We start from the raw sequence: 24,312 nt of genomic DNA, 5'->3' as shown, positions 1-24,312 counted from the left end.
CGCTGCCGATCAGTTGCGCACGGGTTTTCCGGTTTGCAGCAGGCCCATCACGCGTTCCTGTGTCTTGGGATGCTCCAGCAGGCTGCAGAAGCGCTGGCGCTCCAGCGTCATCAGGTATTCCTCGCTGACCAGCGTGCCGGCGTCGACATCACCACCGCAGACCACCTCGGCGATCAGGCTGGCGATGTGGAAGTCGTGCTTGGTGATGAAGGCGCCGTCGCGCATGCCCACCAGCTGCGCCTTGATCGTGGCGATGGCGTTGCGGCCGGCCACCGGGAACAGGCCCTTGACGGGCGGGCGGTAGCCCGCCGCCCAGGCCGCCTTGGCCTGGTTGATGGCGACGAACAGCAGCTCGTCCTTGTGGGCGACGATGGTGTCGCCGTCCTGCAGGTAGCCCAGCTGGCGCGACTCGAGTGCGCTGGTGCCCACGGTGGCCATGGCCGCGGCCTGGAAGCCGTCCTTCAGGAAGGGCAGCAGGTCGGCGCCGGCCGGCGCGCGCTCGGCGGCGCGGCGGGCGATGTAGGTCAGGCCGCCGCCACCGGGCAGCAGGCCCACGCCCACTTCCACCAGGCCGACATAGGTCTCCATGTGGGCCACGCGCTGGTCGCAGGCCAGGCCGATCTCGCAGCCGCCGCCCAGCGCGATGCCGCGCATCGCGGCGATCACCGGCACCTGGGCGTAGCGCAGGCGCAGCATGGTGTCCTGCAGCTGCTTGACCACCGGGGCGATGCCCTTGGCGCCGCTCTTCATGAAGACCGGCAGCAGCGACTCGAGGTTGGCGCCGGCCGAGAACATCTCGTCAGGCGACCAGATCACCAGGCCCTGGTAGCTGGCCTCGGCCAGGTCGGCCGCCTTGGCCAGGCCCTCGATGACGCCGGTGCCGATCAGGTGCATCTTGCAGGTGATGCTGGCGATCAGCACCTCGCCGTCGAGCGTCCACAGGCGCAGCTCGTCGTTGCGGAAGACCTCGGTACCGCTCTTGAGCGGATCGACCGCGCCGCTGCCCAGCACGCTCTCGGGGAAGTGCTGGCGGGCATAGACCGGCAGCGTCGAGCGGCCGATATAGCGGCCTTCGGCGGCGCTCCAGCTGCCCTCAGCGGTATGCACGCCGGTGCGACCGTCAAAGACCCAGGCGGGCAGCGGTGCGCTGCACAGCGCCTTGCCGGCCTCGATGTCGTCCTTCACCCACTGCGCCACCTGCTGCCAGCCGGCGTCCTGCCACAGCTCGAACGGGCCCTGCTTCATGCCGAAGCCCCAGCGCATCGCGAAGTCCACTTCGCGCGCGGTCTGGGCGATGTCGGCCAGGTGAACGGCCACGTAGTGGAACGAATCACGCAGGATGGCCCACAGGAACTGCGCCTGCGGGTTGCTGGACTCGCGCAGCAGCTTCAGGCGCTCGGCGGCCGGCTTCTTCAGGATGCGGTCGATCAGCGGGTCGGCCTTGGCGCCGGCGGGCACGTACTCGCCTGCGGCGGGGTCCAGGCGCAGGATGTCCTTGCCCACCTTCTTGTAGAAGCCCGCGCCGGCCTTCTGGCCCAGCGCGCCCTGGGCGATCAGGCCCGACAGCACGGCCGGCGTGGCGTAGCTGGGGAAAAAAGGATCATCGGCCAGGTTGTCCTGCAGCGTCTTGATGACGTGCGCCATGGTGTCCAGGCCCACGACGTCGGCGGTGCGGAAGGTGCCCGAGCTGGCGCGGCCGAGCTTCTTGCCGGTCAGGTCGTCGACGACGTCGTAGGTGAGGCCGAACTGCTGCGCCTCGTGGATCGTGGCCAGCATGCCGGCGATGCCCACGCGGTTGGCGATGAAGTTCGGCGTGTCCTTGGCCCGGACCACGCCTTTGCCCAGGGTACTGGTGACAAAGGACTCCAGCTGGTCAAGGTGGCCAGCGTCGGTGGTGGGCGTCGGAATCAGCTCAACCAGCTGCATGTAGCGCGGCGGGTTGAAGAAATGGATGCCGCAAAAGCGCGGCTGGATGGCCTCGGGCAGCGCCTCGGCCAGTTTGGTGATCGACAGGCCCGAGGTGTTCGAGGCCAGGATCGCGTGCGGCGCCACGTGCGGGGCGATCTTCGTGTAGAGGTCGAGCTTCCAGTCCATGCGCTCGGCGATCGCCTCGATCACCAGATCGCATTCGCCCAGCAGCGCCAGGTGCTCCTCGTAGTTGGCCGGCTGGATGCGCGTGGCCAGGTCGGGGGTGCCCAGCGGGGCGGGCTTGAGCTTCTTCAGGTTCTCGATGGCCTTGAGCGCGATGGCGCTCTTCGGGCCTTCCTTGGCAGGCAGATCGAACAGCACCACCGGCACGCGCACGTTGACCAGGTGGGCGGCGATCTGCGCGCCCATCACACCGGCGCCCAGCACGGCCACCTTGCGAACATTGAATCGGCTCAATTGCATCTCCTAGGAAAACTCGTCCGCCCGAGGCTCACTCGACACGGATCCAGGTCTGGGTTCGGTAGAACGGGCCGATGTAGCCACGCATCTCCAGCTTCTTGCCCCCGTCGATCGGCTTCAGGCGGGTGCGGTAGGTCTTGCCGTTGTTGGGGTCGAGGATCTCGCCGCCTTCCCACACGCCCTTGTCCTCGCCCTGGCGCAGGTTGCGCAAGATCTGCATGCCGGTCACCGGCTGGCCCTTGCGCTCGTCGGTGCACTGGTCGCAGACCGCGTTCTGCTTGGCGGGGTCGAAGATCTTCTCGATCTTGCCGCTGTAGACACCGCCGGACTCGCTGATGCGCACCAGCGACTTCTCGGTCTTGCCGTCGTCATCGATCGTCTTCCACAGCCCGGCCGGCGTGGCCTGGGCAAAGGCGGCGCTGGCGCCGAGCAGGGCGAGGGTGCTGAGGATGCGCTCATCGGTTCGGTCTCCGGTTGGGGCCCCGGGGATCGGGGCGTTCGTCACATCGGCCGTTTCTCTGCCGGCCTGAAGGATGGTGCGCTCAGAACAGGGCTTCGTCCATCGCCATCAGCGGCGCCACGCCGGCGCGGGCGGTGCGGATCAGCGTGGCCGTCTCGGGCAGCAGCTTGGCGAAGTAGAAGCGCGCGGTGTGCAGTTTGGCGGTGTAGAACGGGTCGCCGCTGCCCTGCTTGTCGAGGGCCAGCCTGGCCATGCGGGCGAAGAAGTAGGCGAAGGTCAGGTGGCCCACCACGCGCAGGTAATCCACCGCGGCCGAGCCCACCTCGTCGGGGTTGGCCATGGCCTTCATGCCGATCTCCATCGTCAGCTTGGTGACCTTGTCGCCCAGGTCGGCCAGCGGGTTGATGAACTCCTGCATGTCCTCGCGCACGCCTTCCTCTTCCACGAACTCGGCGATCTTCCTGCCGAAGGCCTTGAGCTTCTTGCCGTTGTCGCCCAGCACCTTGCGACCCAGCAGATCCAGCGACTGGATGGTGTTGGTGCCCTCGTAGATCATGTTGATGCGCGCGTCGCGCACGTACTGCTCCATGCCCCACTCGTGGATGAAGCCGTGGCCGCCGAAGACCTGCATGCAGTGCGAGGTGGCCAGCCAGCCGTTGTCGGTCAGGAAGGCCTTGATGATCGGCGTGAGCAGCGCGGTCTCGTCGGCGGCGGCGCGGCGGGCGTCCTCGTCGGGGTGGTTGAGCTCGATGTCCAGTTGCAGCGCGGTGTAGCAGGCCAGCGCGCGGCCGCCCTCGGCGAAGGCGCGGGCGGTCAGCAGCATCTTGCGCACGTCGGGGTGGACGATGATCGGGTCGGCCGGCTTGTCGGTGGCCTTGGGGCCCGACAGCGCGCGCATCTGCAGCCGGTCCTTGGCATAGGCCACGGCGTTCTGGTAGGCCACCTCGGTCAGGCCCAAGGACTGGTTGCCCACGCCCAGGCGGGCGGCGTTCATCATCACGAACATCGCCTGCAGGCCCTTGTTGGGCTCGCCCACCAGCGTGCCCACGGCGCCGTCCAGGATCATCTGGCAGGTGGCATTGGCGTGGATGCCCATCTTGTGCTCGAGCGCGCCGCAGTGGATGCCGTTGCGCGCGCCGACCGAGCCGTCGGCATTGACCAGGAACTTGGGCACGATGAACAGCGAGATGCCCTTGGAGCCGGCCGGCGCGTCCGGCAGGCGGGCCAGCACCAGGTGCACGATGTTGGGCACCATGTCGTGCTCACCGGCGCTGATGAAGATCTTCTGGCCGGTGATGCGGTAGCTGCCGTCGGCCTGCGGCTCGGCCTTGGTGCGCAGCATGCCCAGGTCCGTGCCGCAGTGCGGCTCGGTCAGGCACATGGTGCCGGTCCACTCGCCGCTGACCAGCTTGGGCAGGTACAGCGCCTTCTGCTCGGGCGTGCCGTGGGCGTGCAGGGCCTCGTAGGCGCCGTGCGACAGGCCCGGGTACATGGTCCAGGCCTGGTTGGCGCTGTTGAGCATCTCGTAGAAGCACTGGTTCACCGTGTGCGGCAGGCCCTGGCCGCCGTACTCGGGGTCGCAGCTGAGCGCCGGCCAGCCGCCTTCGACGTACTGCGCATAGGCCTGCTTGAAGCCCTTGGGCGGCGTCACCTCGTGGGTGGTCTTGTCGAGCGTGCAGCCCTCGGCGTCGCCACTGAGGTTCAGCGGAAACAGCACCTCGGCGGCGAACTTGCCGCCTTCCTCGAGCACCGCGTTGATGGTGTCGGCGTCGGTGTCGGCATGCGGCGGCAGCTCCTTCAGCACCGAGCCGATGTCGAGCAACTCGTGCAGCACGAACTGCATGTCGCGCAGGGGCGGGTTGTACTGGGGCATGGTGTTCTCCTGGAGGCGAAGGTCAGCGCCGGGGGGCGCTGGTCGGGGGAAAATCGGCCGGCAGCACGGTGCCGTCGGCCAGGTAATCGGTGACGGTGCGCACGAAGCCGCGCCGGGCGCACTCGAGCGAGCCGGGGGTGCGCAGGAAGCGCGCGTCGTGGTGCAGCGCGAGGATCAGGCCGTGCACCTCGAACTGCATCTGCGCCGGGTCGGTGTCGGCGCGCAGGTGGCCTTCATCGATGGCGATGCGGATCGCGCGCTCCATCGCCAGGTGCCAGGCGCGGACCATGCTGGCCAGCGCGTCGCGTACCGGGCCGGGCCGGTCGTCGAACTCGACCGCGCCGCTGATGTAGATGCAGCCCGAGTCGATCTCCACCGACACCCGGCGCACCCAGTTGCCGAACAGCGCACCCAGGCGCGGCAGGCCGCGGGCCTCGCGGATGGCGGGGAAGAAGACCTCTTCCTCGAACTTGGTGTGGTACTCGCGGATCACCGAGATCTGCAGTTCCTCGCGCGAGCCGAAGTGGGCGAAGACGCCCGACTTGCTCATGCCGGTGACCTCGGCCAGCGCGCCGATCGACAGGCCCTCCAGGCCCACCGACGACGCCAGTCCCAATGCCGCCTCCAGGATGGCGGCGCGCGTCTGCTGGCCCTTGTGCAGCCCGCGCGTGGCGGCGCGGCGCGGGGCGGCGGTGGAGGTCGGGGCGGTGGACACGGCTGGGTTTGATACGAACGGTCGTTCTATTTTGCAGATTTCGAACGACCGTGCCAGCCTCAGGGCGTGCATTTTTCTAGGGTCGGCGCCCTAAGCGGCCAGGCCTGGCGTCAATCCAAGGGTTAACCCTGGCGCTTGAGTCGGGTGGCCGGCCCGGGCTATGCTGGACGCCGAAAGGAGCTCGACCGTGCCGGATGTGCTTCAGCTCGATGTGTCGGGTCGCCCGCAGGCGTGGATCAGCCTGCAGGAGGCCGCCACGCTCTACGCCAGTCACGCGGTGGCCTGGACGCTGGGCCAGGCCTTCCACATCATGCGCGGCGGCATGCAGCGCAGCACCGGTCGCTTGTCGCAGATCGAACTGCACCCGATCATCGCGGTGCGCGGCAGCATCCCCAGCCGCGCCTGGCGCACCGCGCCGGCGCTGACCAATCCCAAGCTCTTCTCGCGCGATCGCCACCTGTGCGCCTACTGCGGCCACCACTTCGGTTTTGATGCGCTGACGCGTGAGCACATCCAGCCGGTCTCGCGCGGCGGGCACGACGCCTGGATGAACTGCATCACCGCCTGCCGCGCCTGCAATGGCCGCAAGGGCAACCGCACCCCCGAGGAGGCGCGCATGAGCCTGCTGTACGCGCCCTACGTGCCCAGCCTGCACGAGGACATGATCCTGCGTGGGCGGCGCATCCTGGCCGACCAGATGGAGTTCCTGCTGGCCAGCGTGCCGCGCAGCAGCCGCCTGCACGGCTGAAGCGCTGCGGCGGCTACTTGCGCACGTTGTCCAGCGAGGTCGGCGGGTTGTAGCCCAGTTCGCGCGCGATGGATTCGTAGCGCGAGGCCATCACCGGCTGCTCCTGGCGCCGGTAGTGCAGCGCCAGCTCATACGCGGCAATGCCGTTGCCCAGCGCCGACGCGTACTGCAGCCAGCCCTCGTAGCGCTGCAGGCCGGCACCGCCCTTGGCCATCGCCCGGCGGCCCATGCGTGCTGCCGCGTCCTTGTCGCCAATGCCGGCGCGGGCGATGTCCCGGCGCTCGTCCTCGGACAGGCCGTCCTGCAACTGGAACGCGCTCTTGTAGAGGCGCACATCGCTGCGCTTGAGCAGCCGCGCGGCGTTGTCGGAGCCGGTGCGCGCCACCTTGGCCGCGCCAGCCAGCTTGCTGTCGGGGTGGTCGCGCAGGTAGGCGTCGGCCAGCTGCAGCACCTCGGGCGGCCAGGTGGCCTCCTGCAGGCGCTGCCAGTCGGCCTCCTCGTTGCGGTTGGCGAAGCGCGGGCCGCGTGTCTCGCGCACCGAGCGCGGCGCCAGGGTCACGCGCGAGCGGCTGTTGTCGGCGATGAACGGGTCCTGGGCCAGCTTGCGGATGGCCTCGACCGGGTGCTTGAGCATGGTCTCGCGCACGTCCTGCTTGACCAGCTGGAACAGCTCGCTGAACGAGGTCTCGTCGGAGGTGCTGGCCAGCAGCCGCACCAGCGAGCCGGTGTAGAAGGTGTTCTGCGTCTCGACCGCGGGCGCGATGGCCGGCCGGCCAGCACCGGTGGAGAACGCGATCACGCAGCCCGGCGGCGCCTCGACCTGGTTCAGGCCGGCGTCCTCGGTGGCCTGCTTGAGTGTGGTGCGGCAGGCATCGACCACCGCGATCACCTGGCCCTGGGGCCGCTCCGGCAGGCGGCCCACCACATCGGACAGCAGCTGCAGCGAGCCTTTGCGCATCGCGTCGGACTGCAGCGCCGGGCTGAGACCGGCCGGCAGCAGCAGGTTGGCCGAGTCGATCTGCACGCCGTGGCCCGAGAAATAGAACAGCAGCGTGGCGTTGGGCGGTGCCGTCTGCGCCAGGCGGATGAAGCCGTCGATCGCGGCGCGCGACGAGGCGAGGTCGCGGTCGAGGGCATCGGTGACCTGGAAGCCGCGGTGCTCCAGCGCGCCCTTGAGGTCGCGCAGGTTCTTCGGGATCGGCGGCAGGTCGAAGGGTTCGGGGTACTGGCGGTTGCCCAGCAGCAGGGCCAGGCGCACCTCGGAGCCGTCGGTGGCAGAGGATCCAGGCACAGGCGCCGGCTGCGGCGCTGCCGCGGCGGCCACCGGGTCGCTGGCGGGTGGCGACGGCGCACGCGCGCCGTACCCCTGTGCCCAGGCCGGCACCGCCAGGCCCGAAGCCCAGGCACCAAGGGCACCGCCGAGCTGCCGCAAGGCGCGGCGGCGGCCGCGCTGACCCGGATGTCGGCTCATTTGCGCGGCGCCTCCTCGCAGGCCATGCCGGCGCCCGGCGTGCACACCTCGGGCGGCTTGGCGCCCTGGGTGCCGGTGGTCGCCGGGCTGCCGGGGCCGACCTCGGCGATCACGCCCGAGCGCAGGCGCACCGACACGTTCTCGGTGCGGACCGTTTCTTCGAAGCGCTCACGACGGGCTTCTTCGGACACCGCCGCGACCGAGGACAGCGCGCCGGAGACCTGCGGCGTCTCGGGCAGCAGCTGGTTGTAGATCACCGGGATCTCGTTCTGCTGTCCGGCGCCGTCGTGGAACAGGCGGTAGCCGGTGGGATCGGTCAGCACCACCTCCTGGCCTTGCAGGAAGATGGCCGTGCTGCCGCGCGCGCCGCCCTTGGGCCGGATGGTCAGGAAGCCGGCATTGGGGCCGGTCGTGCGGTTGCCGGTGGCCCGGGTGCCCACGGCCACCCGCAGGGCCTGGTCACCGACCCCACCGAAGCTCTGGCTGATCGTGTAGGCGCCTTCGCCCAGGATCATCGTCAGGCTGGGGGCCGAGTTCAGCGTGCCGAGCACCACATCGTCGTAGGGCAGGCGCGCGGTGATGGCCGAGCTGCCCTGCGTGGCCAGCTGGTCGGCGCGGACCTGGACCAGGTCGCCCTCGATGCCGTTGCCACCCAGGTGCACCGTGGAGCCGGCCACGTTGATGAAGGACTGCACGCCCACCGTGCGCCCCTCGAACGTGGCCTCGCCCGGCAGCCAGGCGGTGCCAAAGCTCGGGCCGCTGAGCACCGACAGCGCGCCGTCGAAGCGGTTGGCATCGCTGGCCAGCGAGATCGAGCCGCCCTGCGTGGCCGCCACGTCCAGCGTGGCGTTGGTCTGGACGGTGATCGCCGTGCCACTGTCCTGCACCACCATGCCCTGCGCGGTGCGCAGCTTGGCATTGCTCAGCGTGGGTACCAGCGCGGTGCCGTCGCCATAGGTCTCGGACTTCGCGTCATCGGGCTTGCCGGTGGCGGTCAGCGTGGTGCGGCCGCCCTGCAGCGTCACGTCGCCGCTCAGGCGCAGGCTGGCGGCCTCGACGCTGCCGCCCTCGGCCAGCGTCACCTCGCCCAGCACCAGCGCCTTGTCGGTGGCCAGTTGCACCTGACGCGCCTGGATCGACACCGGATGGCTGCCCAGGTCGTTCGCGCCGCTGGTGGCGACGATGACGTCGCCACTCAGCGTCTGGCCGCTGCTGCCGTTGAGGATCAGGCCGTTCTGGTAGGTCTGGTCGCCCGCCGTGGTGATGTTGCCCGCCGCGGTGACCGGGCCGGCCGCGTTGATGCTGGCCACGGTTTCGTTGCCACCCAGCACCACGCTGCCCGGCGCCGAGACGACCAGGTCGGTCGCGTCCGGCAGCCGTTCGGCGCCGGCCGTCTTCAGCTGGCCGCCGCGCACCAGGGTGTCGCCGGTGTAGCTGTTGGTCGCGCTGGACAGCGTCAGCGTGCCCTGGTTGAGCACCAGCTGCCCGGCACCGCTGATCGGGTTGGCCATCGTCAGCGCATCGCTGCGGTTGACGGCCAGCGTGGCCTGGTTGACCACCGCGCCGCTGCCCAGCGTGCCGCTGCTGCCGCCGGCGCCCACCTGCAGCGTACCGGCGCTGACCGTGGTGGTGCCGCTGTAGCTGTTGTTGCCCGAGAGCACCTGCACGCCGCTGCCCACCTTGGTCAGGCCGCCACTGCCGCTGATCGCACCGCTGAAGGTGGCGGCGGCGTCGTTGGCGCCGGTGGTCAGCGTGGCGCCGGCCAGGGTCACGGCGCCAGCGCCCACGAGGGCGCCGACGGTCTCGTCGGTGGCCAGGTTGACCCGCGCGCCGCTGTCCACGCTGAGCGTCGCGCTGTCATCGACCGCCGCGCCGCCTGCCAGGTTGAGGACGCCCTGCGCGGCCCGCGTCGTGCCCAGCACGGCGTTGCTGCCGCTGAGCGTGAGCGTGCCGGCACCGGTCTTGACCAGGGCCGATGCGGCGTCGCCGCTGACCTGGCCCGAGAAGGTGGTGCTCGCCTGGTTGGCGCCCGCCTCCAGGGTGTGGGACCCCAGGCCCACCTGGCCCGCGCCAGCCAGCGAGCCGATCGACGCATCGGTCTGCAGCGCCAGCGTCGTGCCGGCATCCACCTGCACGCCCATGGCACCGACCGCGCCCGCGCTGGCCAACGCCAGCGTGCCTGCGGCGACCGTCACCTGGCCGGTGGCGCTGCTGCTGCCCGCCAGGCTCAGCGTGCCGCTGCCCTGCTTCACGAGCTGGCTGGCATCGCCGCCACTGAAGCTGCCCGAGAAGCTGGTGCTGGCGCCGTTGCCGCCCGCCGTCAGCGTGAAGCTGTCGAGCTTGACCGCACCCTCGCCCGACAGCGCGCCGGCGGTGGCGCTGGCGTCCAGGTCCAGCGTGGCGCCCGAGGCCACGTTGACCGTGCTGCCGGCGCTCAGGGCCTGGGACGACGCCGCCGTCAGGGTGCCCGCCAGCACCTGGGTCGAGCCCTGGTGGCTGGCACTGCCCGACAGCGTCAGGTTGCCGCTGCCCACCTTGGTCAGGCCGCCCGTGGCGGTACCGGTGCTGAGCAGGTCGCCGCTGAAGGTGGTCGAGGCATTGTTGGCCCCCACCGTCAGCCGTTGGCCCTGCAGGTCGACCTGACCAGCTCCGGCCAAGGAGCCCACGCTTTGCGCAGAGCCCAGCGTGACGCCGCCGGCCGCGTCCACCACCAGGGCGCCCTGGCTGTTCAGCAGACCGCTGCTGCCCACAGCCAGCACGCCGTTGCTGACGGTGAAGCTGCCGTCGAAACTGGCGCTGCCGTTCAGCGCGAGTGTGCCGGCGCCGGTCTTGGTCAGGCCCACCGAGGCGGCGCCGTCGCCGACCGGGCCACCCAGTGTCAGGGTGCTGCCCGAGGCCACATCGACCGTGGTGGCCGCAGTCAGCGTCAGGTTGCCGTTCAGGCTGGCGTTGCCAGCGCTGGTGACCAGTCGGCCGCCGTCCAGTGTGACGTCGTTGGGCATGGCCGCGCCCGAACGCAGGTCCAGCGTGGTGCCCGACGCGACATCCACCGCACCGCTGCCCAGCGTGCCCGCACCCTGGACCGCCACCGTGCCGGCGTCGATCTGGGTGCCGCCGCTGTAGGACTGCGCGCTGGCCACCAGCATCGTGCCGCTGCCCTGCTTGACCAGGGCCGCGGCGCCCGACACCGGGCCGCTCAGCGTGATCGTGCCCGGCGCCGACAGGGTCAGCGTGCCGCTGACGGCGGAGCTGCCCACGGACATGCTGTTGGCATCGGTGATCGTGGCCACACCCGCCTGGGTGACGGCCACGGTCCCGAAGTCATTGCCCGCACGGTCGAGCGTGACCGTGCCGCTGTCGACATCCACCGACAGCGTGCCGGCCACGCTGAGGTTGGCGCTCTGGGTGATGCCCCCCGGCGCCGCCAGGCTGGCCGAGCCGCCCACCGTCAGCGCGCCCAGCGCGGTGCTGGTGCCGGAGGTGGCCGTCAGGTTGCCGTCGACGGCACCGCGCGCGCCCAGCGTGCCACCCGCGCGCAGCGTGGCGTTGCCGCTGGCATCCAGCGCCGCGGTGAAGCTGCCGGCGCTGCGCAGCGACACGTCCTGGCCGGTGGCGGTGATCGTGCCGCTGAGCTGGTTGGTGCCCTGGCTGGCGGTGATGTTGCCGGCGCTGGCGACCAGGCTGCCGCCGGTGGCGGTCAGCGCATTGCCCCAGGTCTGGTTGCCGGTGGTGCGCACCTGCGAGGCGGTGAGCACGGTGCTGCCCGAGCTGCCGATCGTCAGGCTGGCCAGCGCGGTGGTGCCGCCCACGTCGCCGATGAAGCGGGTGGTGCCGCTGCCGCCGGTGCTGATGCTCAGGTCGTTGGCGCCATTGAGGGTGCTGTCAAAACGGATGTCGCCGGTCGTGGCGCTCAGCGTGGCGTCGGCCGCCAGCGTGGTGGCGGCCTGGTAGCGCTGCTGGCCGCCGGTCTGGATCGTGCCGGCGATCGAGCCGGCCGTGCCGGCCGCATCGGTCAGCGTGCCCGACAGGCTGCCGCCGGCGCCGGTGAAGTTGTCGGCGCCGGTGCCGCCCGACAGCGTCTGCATGCCGGTGAAGGACGTGGTGGTGTTGAGCGTGCCGGCATTGGCCCCGGTGATGCGCCAGTTGTAGGTGGTGCCGCCGGTCGAGGCCAGCGTGTTGGTGCCGCCACCACCGCCCAGCGTGCCGCCGAAGCTGCTGACCCCGCTGTTGAAGGTGAAGGTGTCGTTGCCAGCCCCGCCGGTGACCGCGTCGAAGCCCGAGAAGGCGATGCCCGACACCGTGAACGCGCCTGCTCCGGTGATCGCGTAGCTGCTGCCGCTGGCCACGCCGGTGAGGCTGTCGGTGCCGGTGCTGCCGGTGATGGTCTCGATGTTGCTGAAGCTGGTGCTGGTGTTCAGCGAACCCGCGCCGTTGGCGCTGAGCACCCAGGTGTTGTTCAGGCCGTTGCTGGCGGCCAGCGTGTCGTTGCCGCCGCCCCCGTTGAGCGCGCCACTGAAGGTGGACACCCCCGCCGCCATCGTGAAGCTGTCGGCCCCGGTGCCGCCTGCGACGCTCTCGACCGAGGACATGGCCACGCCGCTGGCCGAGACGCCGTTGGCGCCGGTGACCGAGTAGGCCGTGCCGGTGTTCGATCCGTTGAGCGTGTCGGCGCCGCTGCCGCCCGCCCAGTTGCCGACGTTGCTGATCACCGTGGTGGTGTTCAGCGTGCCCGCCGCCGAGCCGGTCAGGCGCCAGCTGTTGGCGCCGTTGGTGGCCGTGACGCTGTCGCTGCCGCCACCGCCGCTGATCGTGCCGGCCAGCGTGGTGACACCGGCCGCCAGCGTGAAGTCGTCGTTGCCGCTGCCGCCGGCCAGGCTGTCGATCGCGCTGAACGCGGTGCTGCTGTTGAGCGTGCCGGTGTTCGACGCGCTGATCTGCCAGGTGTTGGCGCCATCGGTGGCCACCAGCGAGTCGGTGCCGCCACTGCCACCGCTGAGGCTGCCGCCAAAGCTGGCCAGGCCGCTGGCCAGCGTGAACGTGTCGTTGCCGCTGCCGCCGGTCAGCGACGCGATGCCGCTGAAGGCCGTCGTGGTGTTCAGCGTGCCGGTGTTCGCGGCGGACAGGGCCCAGGCATTGGTGCCATTGGTGGCCGCCAGCGTGTCGGTGCCACCGCCGCCGCTGAGCGTGCCCAAAAAGCTGGTGACGGCCGTGGCCAGGGTGAAGCCATCGGCGCCGGTGCCGCCGGTCAGCGACTCGATGCCGCTGAAGCTGGTGCTGGTGTTCAGCGTGCCCGCATTGGCGGCGCTGATCGCCCAGCTGTTGCTGCCATCGGTGGCCGCCAGCGTGTCGGTGCCGCTGCCGCCGGACAGCGAGCCCGCGAAGCTGGACAGGCCGCTGGCCAGGACGAAGCCGTCGGCACCGGTGCCGCCGGCCAGCGACTCGAAGCCGCTGAACAGGGTGTCGGTGTTGAGCGTGCCGCCGCCCGCCGCCAGCAGGTTCCAGCTGTTGCTGCCGTTCGTGGCGGCCAGGGTGTCGGTGCCGCCGCCGCCGGCGAGCGAGCCGACAAAGCTGGTGACCCCGCTGGCCAGCGTGAAGCTGTCCGCGCCGCTGCCGCCGGTCAGCGTGCCGAAGCCGCTGAACACCGTGGTCGCGTTCAGGGTGGCCGTGTTGGCCGCCGTGATGCTCCAGGCATTGGTGCCATTCGTGGCGGTGACGGTGTCGTTGCCGCCACCGCCCACCAGCGTTCCCGCATAGCCGGTCACACCGGCGCTGACGGTGACGCTGTCGTCGCCGGTGCCGCCCTGTAGCGTGGCGACGCCGGAGATCGCGGTGCTGCTGTTGAGCGTGACCGTGCTGTTGCTGGAGACCGTCCAGGTGTTGCTGCCATCGGGCACGATCACCACGTCGGCGCCGCCGCCGCCGGCGATCGAGCCGTTGAAGCTGGCCAGACCCGACGGGAAGGTGAAGGTATCGGCGCCCGTGCCGCCGCGCATCGACTCGATGCTGCTGAAGCTGGTGTCGGTGTTCACCGTGCCGGTGTTGGCCGCCGTCGGCGCCCAGGCATTGGTGCCGTTGGTGGCCGCCATCACGTCGTTGCCGGCGCCGCCGTCGATCACGCCGACGAAGCTGCCCACGCCGCTGGCCAGCGTGAAGGTGTCGGCCCCGCTGCCGCCGGTGATGGTGGCAAAGCCGCTGAAGCTGGTGACACCGTTGAAGGTGCCGGCAGCCGCGCCGGTCAGGCTCCAGCTGTTGGTGCCGTCGGTGGCGCTGAAGGTGTCGTTGCCGCCTCCGCCGATGATCGAGCCGGTGTAGCCCGTGACGCCGCTGGCCACGGTGACGGTGTCGTCGCCGGTGCCGCCCTGCAGCGTGGCGACGCCGGAAATCGCGGTGGTGCTGTTGAGCGTGACCGTGCTGTTGCTGGAGACCGTCCAGGTGTTGCTGCCGTCAGGCACGCTGACCACGTCGGCGCCGCCGCCGCCGGCGATCGAGCCATTGAAGCTGGCCAGACCCGACGGGAAGGTGAAGGTGTCAGCGCCCGTGCCGCCGCGCATCGACTCGATGCTGCTGAAGCTGGTGTCGGTGTTCACCGTGCCGGTGTTGGCCGCCGTCGGCGCCCAGGCATTGGTGCCGTTGGTGGCCGCCATCACGTCGTTGCCGGCGCCGCCGTCGATCACGCCGACGAAGCTGCTGACGCCGCTGCCCAGCGTGAAGGTGTCGGCCCCGGTGCCGCCGGTCAGGGTACCGATGGCACTGAAGGTGGTCACGCCGTTGAGCGTGCCGGCGCCCGCGCCGGTGATGGTCCAGGCGTTGGTGCCGTCGGTGGCAGTCAGCGTGTTGTTGCCCGCGCCGCCCAGCAGCGTGCCGGCAAAGCCGGTGGCGCCCGCAGCCACGGTGAAGGCGTCGTCGCCACTGCCACCCTGCATCGACTCGACCGAGGTGATCGTGGTGCTGGTGTTCAGCGTGACCGACGAGCCCCCGTTGAGCAGCCAGGCGTTGTTGCCGTCGGTCATCACCAGGCTGTCCGCCGTGCCACCGCCGCCGGCGATCGAGCCGTTGAAGCTGGCCAGACCCGCCGCCACGGTGAAGGTGTCGGCGCCACTGCCGCCGGACAGCGACGAGATGCCGCTGAAGGCGGTGGTGGTGTTGAGCGTGCCGGTGTTGGCCGCGGTGATCGACCAGGCGTTGGTGCCGTTGGTGGCCGCCAGGATGTCGGTGCCGCCGCCCCCGACGATCGAACCGCCGAAGGTGGTGACGCCGGTGTTGAGGGTGAAGGTGTCCGAGCCGGCGCCGCCATTGAGCGTGCCGATGCCGCTGAAGGTGGTCAGGCTGTTGAGCACACCGGCGTTGGCGCCGCTGATCGCCCAGCTGGTGCCACCGGCCGTCAGCGACAGCGTGTTCGAGCCGCCGCCACCGACGATGGTGCCGGCAAAGGCGTTGGCCGCCGTGGGCGCGGTGAAGCTGTCGTTGCCGCTGCCACCCTGCAGGGTCTCGGTGGAGGTGATCGTCGTGGTGGTGTTGAGCGTCACCGAGGAGCCGCCGCCGAAGTCCCAGCTGTTGGCACCATCGGTCATCACCAGGCTGTCCGCCGCACCGCCGCCGCCGGCGATCGAGCCGTTGAAGGTGGACACGCCGGCCGCGAAGGTGAAGGTGTCGGCGCCCGAGCCGCCGCTGAGCGACTCGACGTTGCTGAAGCTGGTGCTGGTGTTGACCGTGCCGGCCCTGGCCCCGGTGATCGACCAGGCATTGGTGCCGTTGGTTGCCCCCAGCGTGTCCGTGCCGCCGCCGCCGTCGATCGAGCCGTTGAAGCTGGTGACGCCGGTGTTGAGCGTGAAGGTGTCACCCCCGGAGCCGCCCTGCAGCGTCTGCACGTTGCTGAAGGTGGTGTTGCCGGCCAGCGTGCCGGCATTGGCGCCCGAGATCAGGAAGGTCCGGCCGCCATCGGTGATGCCCAGCGTGTTGTTGCCCGCGGCGCCATTGAAGCTGCCGGTGAAGGGCGTGATGCCGGTGCCGAAGGTCAGCGTGTCGTCGCCCGCGCCACCCAGCGCCGCGATCGAGGTGCCCGCCGGCGCCGCATTGACCGCCAGGGTACCGCCGGCCCCGCCCTGGCCGAAGCGCAGGTTCATCACCGAAGTGCCGCCGTTGGCGGTGACCACGCTGCCCAGCGTCAGGTCGGTGCCGGCGTTGAGCGTGACACTGCCCCGGGTCGTGATGACCGCATTGACGCTGATCGCGCCGGTGGCGTCCAGCGTGATCAGGCTGCTGTTGTTGGCGTTCGGGCGGGTGTTGGTGATCGCGGCATTGACCGTCAGGTTGTTGTCGGCGTGCAGCGTCAGGGAGTTCTGGTTGTTCCAGGAGATGGCGGAGCTGACCAGCAGGTTGCCGACTTCGGTCACCCCGGTGTTGTCGGCGGTGGTGACCGAGACGCTGGTGGTGTTCAGGCGGTTCTCGATCAGGCCGGCGCCGAGCGTGGCGCCGTCACCGTCCGGCACGAAGACGCCGTTGCCACCGGTGTCGTTGATGTTCGAGCGGCCGTTGCCGTTGACGATCTCCACATTGCGTGGGTCGAGCAGCCACAGGCCGACACGGCCATGGGGCGCCAGCGTGTTGACCTGACCCACCGCCTCCAGGGCGTTCCTGGACGAGGTCTCGATCAGGCCGCCGTCGCCACCGCGAACACCGCCCTGGGCCGAGATCGAGCCCCCGAAGCGGGTCGAGTTCTCGGACCACAGCACGACCTCGCCGCCCTGACCCTGGTCACGCGCATCGGCCATGATGGTGGCGCGGGTGCCCATGAACACCGCGTCGGCGTTGTGCGATTCGCCCTGGCCCCGGAAGCCCCCGCCCACATGGACCACACCGCCACCGGCAGAGCCCGAGGCATCGATGCGCGCGTTGTCGAACAGGCCCACGTGGTGGCCCAGCACGTCCACCGAGCCGCCGGTGGAGCCGGCGGCCTGGCCACTGGCGTCGATCGAGCCACGCACCAGGGTCTGGCCGGCGGTACCGCCGTCGATCACGACCTGACCGTCCTTCATGCCCAGCGAGCGCGCCTGCACCACGCCGTTCATGTTGAGCACCGTGTCGGCAAAGCCGGCGCGGGCCTGGGCGCGCATGTCGACGGTGCCGCCGCCCTGGGCCAGCACCTGGCCCAGCACGTCCAGCCGGGCGTCGAGCTTGCTGTTGGCCACATTGAAGAAGATCAGGCCGTCGCCTTCAACGTCGACCTGCACCCGCTCCGCCGCCGCCAGGCCCACGCGCTGGCCCTGCAGGCGCCCGCCCACCGACAACTCGGGCGAGATCAGCGCCAGCGTGCCGCCATGCACGTCGATCACGCCATCGGCCTGCAGCTTGCCCGGCTGGCCGTTGCCCGCCGACAGCAGGTAGCGACCGGCCATGAAATCGGCGTCGGTCATGCCCAGCGTGGTGGCCATGAACCCGCCCGCGTCGACGCGCGAGCCCTTGCCGAAGACGATGCCGTTGGGGTTGATCAGGAAGACCCGTCCGTTGGCGCTGATCTGGCCCATCAGCGCCGAGGCATCGACACCCACCACCCGGTTCAGCAGCACCGCGCTGCTGTTGGGTTGCTGGATGCGCAGCCACTCGCCGACGTTCACCGAGAAGCGGTCCCAGTTGACGATCGCCTTCTGGCTGCCCTGCTGCACCAGCAGCTGGCCCGGCGCCACCGGCTTGACGGTCACCTGGCCGGTCACCACCTGGGCGCCCTGCGGCAGGGCCAGTGCGGCGGTGTCCAGGAACATCAGGCAGGCGGCCCAGGCCACCGGACGCCACCCGGGCAGGGGTGCGCGCGACAGGGTCAGGGCGGATGCGGTAGTGCGCTTCATGGTGGAACTCTCGGCAGGTCGGTCTGCAATGCGGACGGGCGGTCAGGCAGCTTCGCCTGGGCGGGCCTCAGAAGTAGTAGCTGGCCTGGACATAGATGCGCGGGTCACGTGCCAGGGTGTCGCCGGTGGCGGTGCCACGCAGCTTCCAGGCGACGCTCATGCGCATCGAGTAGGCCTTCTGGCGCGCCCACACCACCGACAGGCCGGCGCCGGCATAGCGCGCCTCGTTGCGGTAGTTGGCGGCGCGGGGAATCTGGGTGGGGTCGTGGCGCAGCAGCACATAGGCGGCATCGCCGAAGACCGAGAACACCAGCTCGCGCGCCCAGCGGTCGAACAGCGACTCGGGCGGCAGCCAGCGCAGCTCGCCGGTGGCCACCAGGCCGCTGTCGCCGGTGCCCTCGCCGGGCGCGAAGGCGCGCACGCCGTCGGGGCCGCCGATGCGGAACTGCTCGGTCGTGTCCAGGTTGTGCAGCGCGTACTGGCCATGGACCGAGCCGTAGACCATCAGGCGCTCCACCGGCAGCGCCTGCAGGCGGGTGTAGGCCAGGTTGAGCTTGGCGAAGCGCGCAGCGCTGTCCAGGCCCTGCGGCCGGCCATCGGGGAAGCGCAGCGTGCCCAGGTTCATCGAGGCCTGGAAGGTGTTGACGCCCCCGCCGAACAGCGCGTCGCGGAAGTCGCCGGTCACGCCCAGGCCCAGCACGTCGGCCTGCTTGAGCGTGGAGGAGCCGGCGGCCGAGTCGTCGTACTGCTTGTGGTCCAGCGAACCCAGCGCAAACAGGTTGATGTTGCGCGACCGCAGCCACGGGTACAGCGCGAACGCATTGACCGTGACGCCGGTGCCTTCCAGGCCCAGCGGGAACTCGACCTCGCTGAGCTGGTAGCGCAGCCCCGACACCGACGCACCCACCTTCAGTCCGTTGCCGAACAGCGGCGTGTTGTAGCCCAGCAGCACGAACTGCATGCCGCCGTTGACCGAACCCAGGCCAGACAGCGTGATGCCATCGCCGCGGCCGAAGGGGCTGTCGTAGGACAGCATCGCGCCGATCCGCTCGCGGCCGATGAAGCGCGAGCCGTTGGCATCGACGTCGACCTTGCCGTTCCACTGCGGATCGGCCTTGGGCGTGAATTCAAGGATGGCGGTGCCGGGCTGGCTGCCTTCCTTCACCTCGGCGCGCAGGTTGATGCCGCGCAGGTCGCCGATCAGGAACACCGCCCGCTCCACCGCCTGCACGGTCAGCACGTCACCGGTGCGCAGTTGGTCGAGGTAGGACTGGATCACCTCGCAGCGCACCGGCAGCGGCTGAGATTCGTCGCAGTTCAGCACGTAGCGGTCGAGCTTGCCGACCAGCACGCCGATCGTGATCACGCCCTCCTTGGGCGCCTGCTCGGGAATGTAGGCGTAGCCCAGGTAGTAGCCCAGGTCACGCTGCAGGTAGCGGGTGATGTCGCTGGCGGCGTTGACCAGGTCCTCGTAGCTGCGGCCCTTGCCCACATAGGGCGCGGTGATCGTGGCCAGCGCCTGGCGCAGGGCCTCGGGGGCGTCGTCGGCCACGCGGTAGGCGTTGACGTCGATCGTCAGGTTGTCGTCGCGCTTGCCCAGTTCGCGCTGCACCGGCGCCACCGCACCGTCCACCAGGATCGGCGTGCTGGTGCGCGGCAGACGGGCGTCGCCCCCCAGCGACGAGGGGCTGGGCACCGACGGTGGGGTGGGCACAAAGGCGCCTTCGGCCGGGGGCGGCGCCACCTGGGCCTGCGCGGCAGTGCCCAGGGCCCATGCCAGCAGGGTGGCCGTCATCACGGGACGGAGCGATCGGCGCTGGGGCCGGGGGGCTCCGCTGTGCTGGGCGTTCATCGTCGGAATCTCCTCGTCATACAAGTCTGCGGTGCGGGCGTTGTCGGGGCAGTGTGCCCGCAGTCCGGCCGGGTCGGTCATGCCCAGGCCTCGAAAAGCGATGCGGCCGGCGGCAGGCCCTGGACCAGCTGGCACGCCCCGTCGGTCGAGCATCCGCGCTGCCACAGCGAGCGGCCCGTGCGATGTTCGGTGAAGAGGCGTCGCCCTGCCACCCCCATGGATGCTAGGGCGTCCGCTGCAAAGATGACGCGATCTTGCGCCAGATCCAGGTCGGCCGCGCTGGGTGGCGCACGGCGCTGCGGGTCTGCGTCGAGCTCGGCCTCCAGGCGCTCGATGGACCAGTCGTCGTGCAGCGCATCGACCGCGGTGCGCTCCAGGCGCTCCAGCCACCAGCCCAGGGCCTCGCCGTCGGCGGGGTCCAGCGGCCAGCCGGCCAGCGGTGCCAGCAGGGTCAGCGGAAAGTAGCGGCCGACGCTGTCCACCGAGGGGATCAGCACGCCCGCCCAGGCATGCTGGCCCAGCTTGCCCGGCGCGACCCCGGGCGCCAGCACGAAGCGCCAGACCGGCGCGGCCAGGAACTGCGCCTGCCAGTCGTCGGCATGGCGCTCCCGCAGCGCGGCCAGGCCCAGCGAGAGCCAGCTGTCCCACCAATCGATGACATCCTGAGGCAGGCGCCGGGACACAAAGTCGCCGGCTGTTGGCAATTTGCCAAACCATCCCGGTGCGATGAGGGTCTCGAACATGGCGCAGTCGGTTTGGCGAAGGTCAAACGGCCGTCGCGGCGGAGCGATCGGCCACCACAGGCTGGGGGGTCGGAGGACAGAGCGGTCGGCCCACAATGCGCGCTGCCGGGCATCGCCGCGGCCGACCGGCGAATTCTTCCTCGTTTTTATCCCCGGCCATGGCCTGGCCTCCCCCTATGGTCAACCCTGACCCCATGCTAACCAGCGCTAATGCCCGCGCCCACATCGGCGTGATAGATTAGCGGAACGCTATGGATGCACGCCACATGCCCGTCGTGATTGCCACCACACCCGGACCTGACCAGCCGGACACCCGGAGGACGGCTGGATGAGCGAATCCTCAGGACCCAAGCATCCGTCGGTCGAGTCCATCGACCGCCAGGTCGACGCCTGGCTCGAACCGGTGGGCGACGCCCCCTGCGGCGAGAACATGGAGTACGAGCTCGACTTCCTCGAGTTCTCGCAGGCCGCCGAAGGCAAGCCCGAGACCCAGTTCTCGGCCGCCGAGCCCCCCGTCTGGAGCGACGTCGAGTCGCGCGCCGTGGCGCTGATGGAGCGCACCCGCGACCTGCGCATCGTCGTGCCCTGGATCCGCGCCCAGCTCTATGAACACGGCCTGCCGGCGCTGGCCCCGGGCGTGCGCCTGCTGCATGGCCTGATGGAGCGCTTCTGGGAGCAGCTCCACCCCGAACTCGACCCGGATGACGGCGACCCCTTCGCCCGCATCACCGCGGTCAGCTCGCTGGCCCAGTTCAACGGCCTGCTGGGCGACACCCGCGAGTGCCCACTGCTGGTCGACCGCCGCCTGGCCGGCCTGCGGGTGCGTGACGTCGAACTCGCGCTGGACCGCCTCACGCCCAAGCCCGACGAGGACCCGCCCTCGCTGGCCCACGTGCGCGGCGTGCTGACCGACCCTGACCTGGCCGAGCCCGGCGCGCAGCTGCGCACCGCGGTGCTCGACGCGCAGGAGCAGCTCAAGGAGCTGCAGCGCCTGATGCAGGACCGCTTCGGCTTCGAGCGCTCGGTCGACCTCAAGCCGATCCGCGGCATGCTTGATGCCGTGCTGGGCCTGCTGCCCGAGTCCTTCGACGGCGCCAGCGCCGGCAGCGGCGACGGTGCGGGCAGTGACGGCGGCGAGGGCGGCGGCGAGGCCGCGGCAGATGCCCCGCGTGCACGCCGGGGTGGCGGCGCCTGGAGCGTGGAATCGCGGGAAGACGCGCTCAAGGCCATCGCCCTGGTCTGCAACTACCTCGAACGCCACGAGCCCACCAACCCGGCCCAGTTGCTGCTGCGCCGCGCCGAACGCCTGATCGACAAGAATTTCCTGCAGCTGGTCCGCGATCTCGCACCCGATGCGATCAACGAAGTTGCTCGAATCATGGGGGTTGATCCCGATAGCATCACGTCCGACCATTGAGGGCTCCGGTGCGGTCGGCCGCTGCTGCGGACAGACCAACCCGTTGCCCGCTGGTCACTCCTTCGCCCTGACCCTGACAACTCTCTTTCTCAACCCGGAGCCAACACATGGGAAGCAGCCAGAAATTCATCGCCCGCAACCGGGCGCCTCGGGTCCAGATCGAATACGACGTCGAGCTCTACGGCGCCCAGAAGAAGATCCAGCTGCCCTTCGTGATGGGCGTGATGGCCGACCTGGCCGGCAAGCCCGAGGAACCCCTGCCGCCGGTGGCCGACCGCAAGTTCCTCGAGTTCGACGTCGACAACTTCGACACCCGCATGAAGGCCATGAAGCCGCGCGCGGCCTTCACCGTGCCCAACACCCTGACCGGTGAAGGCAACCTGTCGGTCGACCTGACCTTCGAGAGCATGGACGACTTCTCGCCGGCCGCCATCGCCGCCAAGACCGAGGGCCTGAAGCAGCTCCTCGAGGCGCGCCAGCAGCTGTCCAACCTGGTCACCTACATGGACGGCAAGGGCGGCGCCGAAGAGCTCATCGGCAAGGTGCTCAACGACCCGGCGCTGCTGCAGTCGCTGAGCAGCACCCCCAAGCCCGAAGGCGACGCCTGAGCGTCTGACCCCCAGCCCCTTCGAACACCCAGAACCCGGAGCTACCGATGGCCGATCCCCTGCAGCAAGGCAATGCGTCCTTTGCCGGCGTGACGATGGAAGGCAGCGATTTCGCGTCGCTGCTCAGCAAGGAATTCAAGCCCAAGTCCGAAGAGGCCCGCTCGGCCGTCGAGACCGCGGTGCAGACGCTGGCCCAGCAGGCGCTGACCAACGCCAAGCTGATCAGCAACGACACCGTGGCCACGATCGAGTCGATGATCGCGGCGATCGATCGCAAGCTGTCCGAGCAGGTCAACCTGATCCTGCACCACCCCGACCTCCAGAAGCTGGAGTCGGCCTGGCGCGGCCTGCACTACATGGTCAACAACACCGAGACCGACGAGCAGCTGAAGATCCGCGTGATGTCCATCTCCAAGCAGGAGCTGGGCAAGACCCTCAAGCGCTACAAGGGCACGGCCTGGGACCAGTCGCCGCTGTTCAAGAAGCTCTACGAGGAAGAGTACGGCCAGTTCGGCGGCGAGCCCTTCGGCGCCATCGTCGGCGACTACCACTTCGACCACTCGCCGCCCGACGTCGAGCTGCTCGGCGAGATGTCCAAGATCGCCGCCTCGGCCCATGCCCCCTTCATCACCGGCGCCGCGCCGACCGTGATGCAGATGGACTCCTGGCAGGAGCTGGCCAACCCGCGTGACCTGACCAAGATCTTCACCACGCCCGAGTACGCCGCCTGGCGTTCGCTGCGCGAGTCGGACGACGCGCGCTACCTGGCGCTGTGCATGCCGCGCTTCCTGGGCCGCCTGCCCTACGGCGCCAAGACCAGCCCGGTGGACGCGTTCAACTTCGAGGAAGACACGGTCGGCGCCGACCACGACAAGTACTCGTGGTGCAACGCGGCCTATGCGATGGCCACCAACATCAACCGCTCCTTCAAGCTCTACGGCTGGTGCTCGCGCATCCGCGGTGTCGAGTCGGGCGGCGCGGTCGAGAACCTGCCGGCCCACACCTTCCCCACCGACGACGGCGGCGTGGACATGAAGTGCCCCACCGAGATCGCCATCTCGGACCGGCGCGAGGCCGAGCTGTCGAAGAATGGCTTCCTGGCGATGATCCACCGCAAGAACTCGGACTTCGCCGCGTTCATCGGTGGCCAGTCGCTGCAGAAGCCCGCCGAGTACGACGATCCGGACGCCACCGCCAACGCGGCCCTGGCCGCCCGCCTGCCCTACCTGTTCGCCTGCAACCGCTTCGCGCACTACCTGAAGTGCATGGTGCGCGACAAGGTGGGCTCGTTCAAGACCCGCGACGCCATGGAGCGCTGGCTGAACGACTGGATCGGCAACTACGTCGACGGCGACCCCACGAACTCCAGCGAAGTGACGAAGTCCGAGCGCCCCCTGGCAGCGGCCGAGGTCGTCGTCGAGGAGGTCGAAGGAGCACCGGGCTACTACCAGTCCAAGTTCTTCCTGAAGCCTCACTACCAGCTCGAAGGTCTGACCGTGTCGCTGCGGTTGGTGTCCAAACTGCCCTCCGAGAAATCCGGCGGCTGACAACCGCACCCTTCCCCTTAACCCTGCACGGAGAAACTGCACATGCCCGGTAATACCTTCATCAAGTTCGACGCGGTGCCAAAGGGCGAGTCGTTCCAGGACGGCCACCACGGCGACCAGGGCTGGATCGAGATCGGCGACTGGAGCTGGGACATCGAGGCCGAGACCAGCTTCCTCAAGGGCGGCGGCGCCAGCGTGGGCAAGCCCACCCCCGGCAACCTGTCGTTCAGCCACTACTACGACAAGGCCTCGCCCGTGATCATGGGCAAGATCGTCGCCGGCACCGCCTTCGGCGTCGTCACCATCGAAAGCCTGAAGCAGACCGGCGCCAAGAACCCCGAGATCTTCATGCGCCTGACGATGACCGACGTGTTCATCACCAAGGTCTCGTCCAAGGGCGGCGAAGACGGCTCGGTGAACCAGGACGTCGAGATGGTCTTCAAGAAGATCAAGGTCGAGTACAAGGCCCAGACCAACCAGGGCAAGCTCGAGAGCTCGTTCATCCCGTTCGAGTGGGACATCGCGGCGATGAAGCTGCTGCAGTAAGGCCCAGGCCGCACTGCCCGTGCACGGTTTCTCCGGCCCTGTGCCAGCCGGACCGGGAAACCCTGCCGAAGTCGCGCGCGCCTCGGCGCGCGCGCTTGATTT

At 69.9% G+C, this 24,312-nt stretch carries 13 protein-coding genes; 5 read left to right on the top strand and 8 right to left on the bottom strand.

What is annotated here, in order from left to right; all coding sequences use genetic code 11:
* Positions 1–9: 9 nt before the first annotated feature.
* The 4 genes from KAK07_RS23275 to KAK07_RS23260 all read right to left on the bottom strand — a co-directional run bounded on the left by KAK07_RS23275 (position 10) and on the right by KAK07_RS23260 (position 5,436).
* A complete protein-coding gene (locus KAK07_RS23275) occupies positions 10–2,385 on the bottom strand; it encodes a 3-hydroxyacyl-CoA dehydrogenase/enoyl-CoA hydratase family protein (RefSeq protein WP_210863409.1) in 2,376 nt (791 codons plus the stop codon).
* A 34-nt stretch (positions 2,386–2,419) separates the two neighbouring features.
* Positions 2,420–2,839, bottom strand: coding sequence for a DUF2147 domain-containing protein (locus tag KAK07_RS23270; RefSeq protein WP_210863421.1), 420 nt, complete (start codon positions 2,837–2,839; stop codon positions 2,420–2,422).
* 91 nt (positions 2,840–2,930) lie between these two features.
* Entirely contained in the window at positions 2,931–4,721 is a 1,791-nt protein-coding gene (locus tag KAK07_RS23265; protein WP_210854939.1) for an acyl-CoA dehydrogenase C-terminal domain-containing protein, read from the bottom strand.
* Positions 4,722–4,743: 22 nt separating this feature from the next.
* Entirely contained in the window at positions 4,744–5,436 is a 693-nt protein-coding gene (locus tag KAK07_RS23260; protein WP_310740766.1) for a TetR/AcrR family transcriptional regulator, read from the bottom strand.
* Positions 5,437–5,623: 187 nt separating this feature from the next.
* Here KAK07_RS23260 and KAK07_RS23255 point away from each other — a divergent pair, with 187 nt between their 5' ends.
* Positions 5,624–6,184 (top strand): HNH endonuclease, encoded by a 561-nt coding sequence (locus KAK07_RS23255; protein WP_310738623.1) that lies wholly within the window; start codon positions 5,624–5,626, stop codon positions 6,182–6,184.
* A gap of 13 nt (positions 6,185–6,197) precedes the next feature.
* On the opposite strand, the gene KAK07_RS23250 is transcribed toward KAK07_RS23255, so the two are convergent.
* From KAK07_RS23250 to tagF, 4 genes are all read right to left on the bottom strand, one after another.
* The gene (locus KAK07_RS23250; protein WP_210863405.1) at positions 6,198–7,655 is read right to left on the bottom strand and encodes a caspase family protein; all 1,458 of its coding nucleotides are present in this window, start codon (positions 7,653–7,655) and stop codon (positions 6,198–6,200) included.
* Positions 7,652–17,497, bottom strand: a complete 9,846-nt coding sequence (locus KAK07_RS23245) for an autotransporter-associated beta strand repeat-containing protein (protein WP_210863403.1) — start codon at positions 17,495–17,497, stop codon at positions 7,652–7,654. The genes KAK07_RS23250 and KAK07_RS23245 overlap by 4 nt, the downstream gene beginning before the upstream one ends.
* A gap of 67 nt (positions 17,498–17,564) precedes the next feature.
* Positions 17,565–19,292 carry a ShlB/FhaC/HecB family hemolysin secretion/activation protein gene (locus tag KAK07_RS23240; RefSeq protein WP_210853034.1) on the bottom strand — a complete coding sequence of 576 codons (1,728 nt, stop codon included), beginning with the start codon at positions 19,290–19,292 and terminating at the stop codon, positions 17,565–17,567.
* Between the two features lie 134 nt (positions 19,293–19,426).
* On the bottom strand, positions 19,427–20,092 hold the full coding sequence (gene tagF, locus KAK07_RS23235) for a type VI secretion system-associated protein TagF (protein WP_210863401.1): 666 nt from the start codon (positions 20,090–20,092) through the stop codon (positions 19,427–19,429).
* 328 nt (positions 20,093–20,420) lie between these two features.
* Here tagF and tssA point away from each other — a divergent pair, with 328 nt between their 5' ends.
* The 4 genes from tssA (at position 20,421) to KAK07_RS23215 (ending at position 24,210) form a co-directional block, all read left to right on the top strand.
* Positions 20,421–21,509, top strand: coding sequence for a type VI secretion system protein TssA (gene tssA, locus KAK07_RS23230; RefSeq protein ID WP_210853043.1), 1,089 nt, complete (start codon positions 20,421–20,423; stop codon positions 21,507–21,509).
* Between the two features lie 107 nt (positions 21,510–21,616).
* A complete protein-coding gene (gene tssB, locus KAK07_RS23225; RefSeq protein WP_210853045.1) occupies positions 21,617–22,117 on the top strand; it encodes a type VI secretion system contractile sheath small subunit in 501 nt (166 codons plus the stop codon).
* A 47-nt stretch (positions 22,118–22,164) separates the two neighbouring features.
* The gene (tssC, locus tag KAK07_RS23220) at positions 22,165–23,664 is read left to right on the top strand and encodes a type VI secretion system contractile sheath large subunit (protein WP_210853047.1); all 1,500 of its coding nucleotides are present in this window, start codon (positions 22,165–22,167) and stop codon (positions 23,662–23,664) included.
* Positions 23,665–23,706: 42 nt separating this feature from the next.
* A complete protein-coding gene (locus KAK07_RS23215) occupies positions 23,707–24,210 on the top strand; it encodes an Hcp family type VI secretion system effector (RefSeq protein WP_210853049.1) in 504 nt (167 codons plus the stop codon).
* Positions 24,211–24,312: the final 102 nt, after the last annotated feature.

It is taken from the genome of Ideonella alba (assembly GCF_018069875.1).
Lineage (GTDB): Bacteria > Pseudomonadota > Gammaproteobacteria > Burkholderiales > Burkholderiaceae_C > Ideonella > Ideonella alba.
Note: the sequence above shows the minus strand (reverse complement) of the source record. Positions and strands in the feature narration are given on the sequence as shown.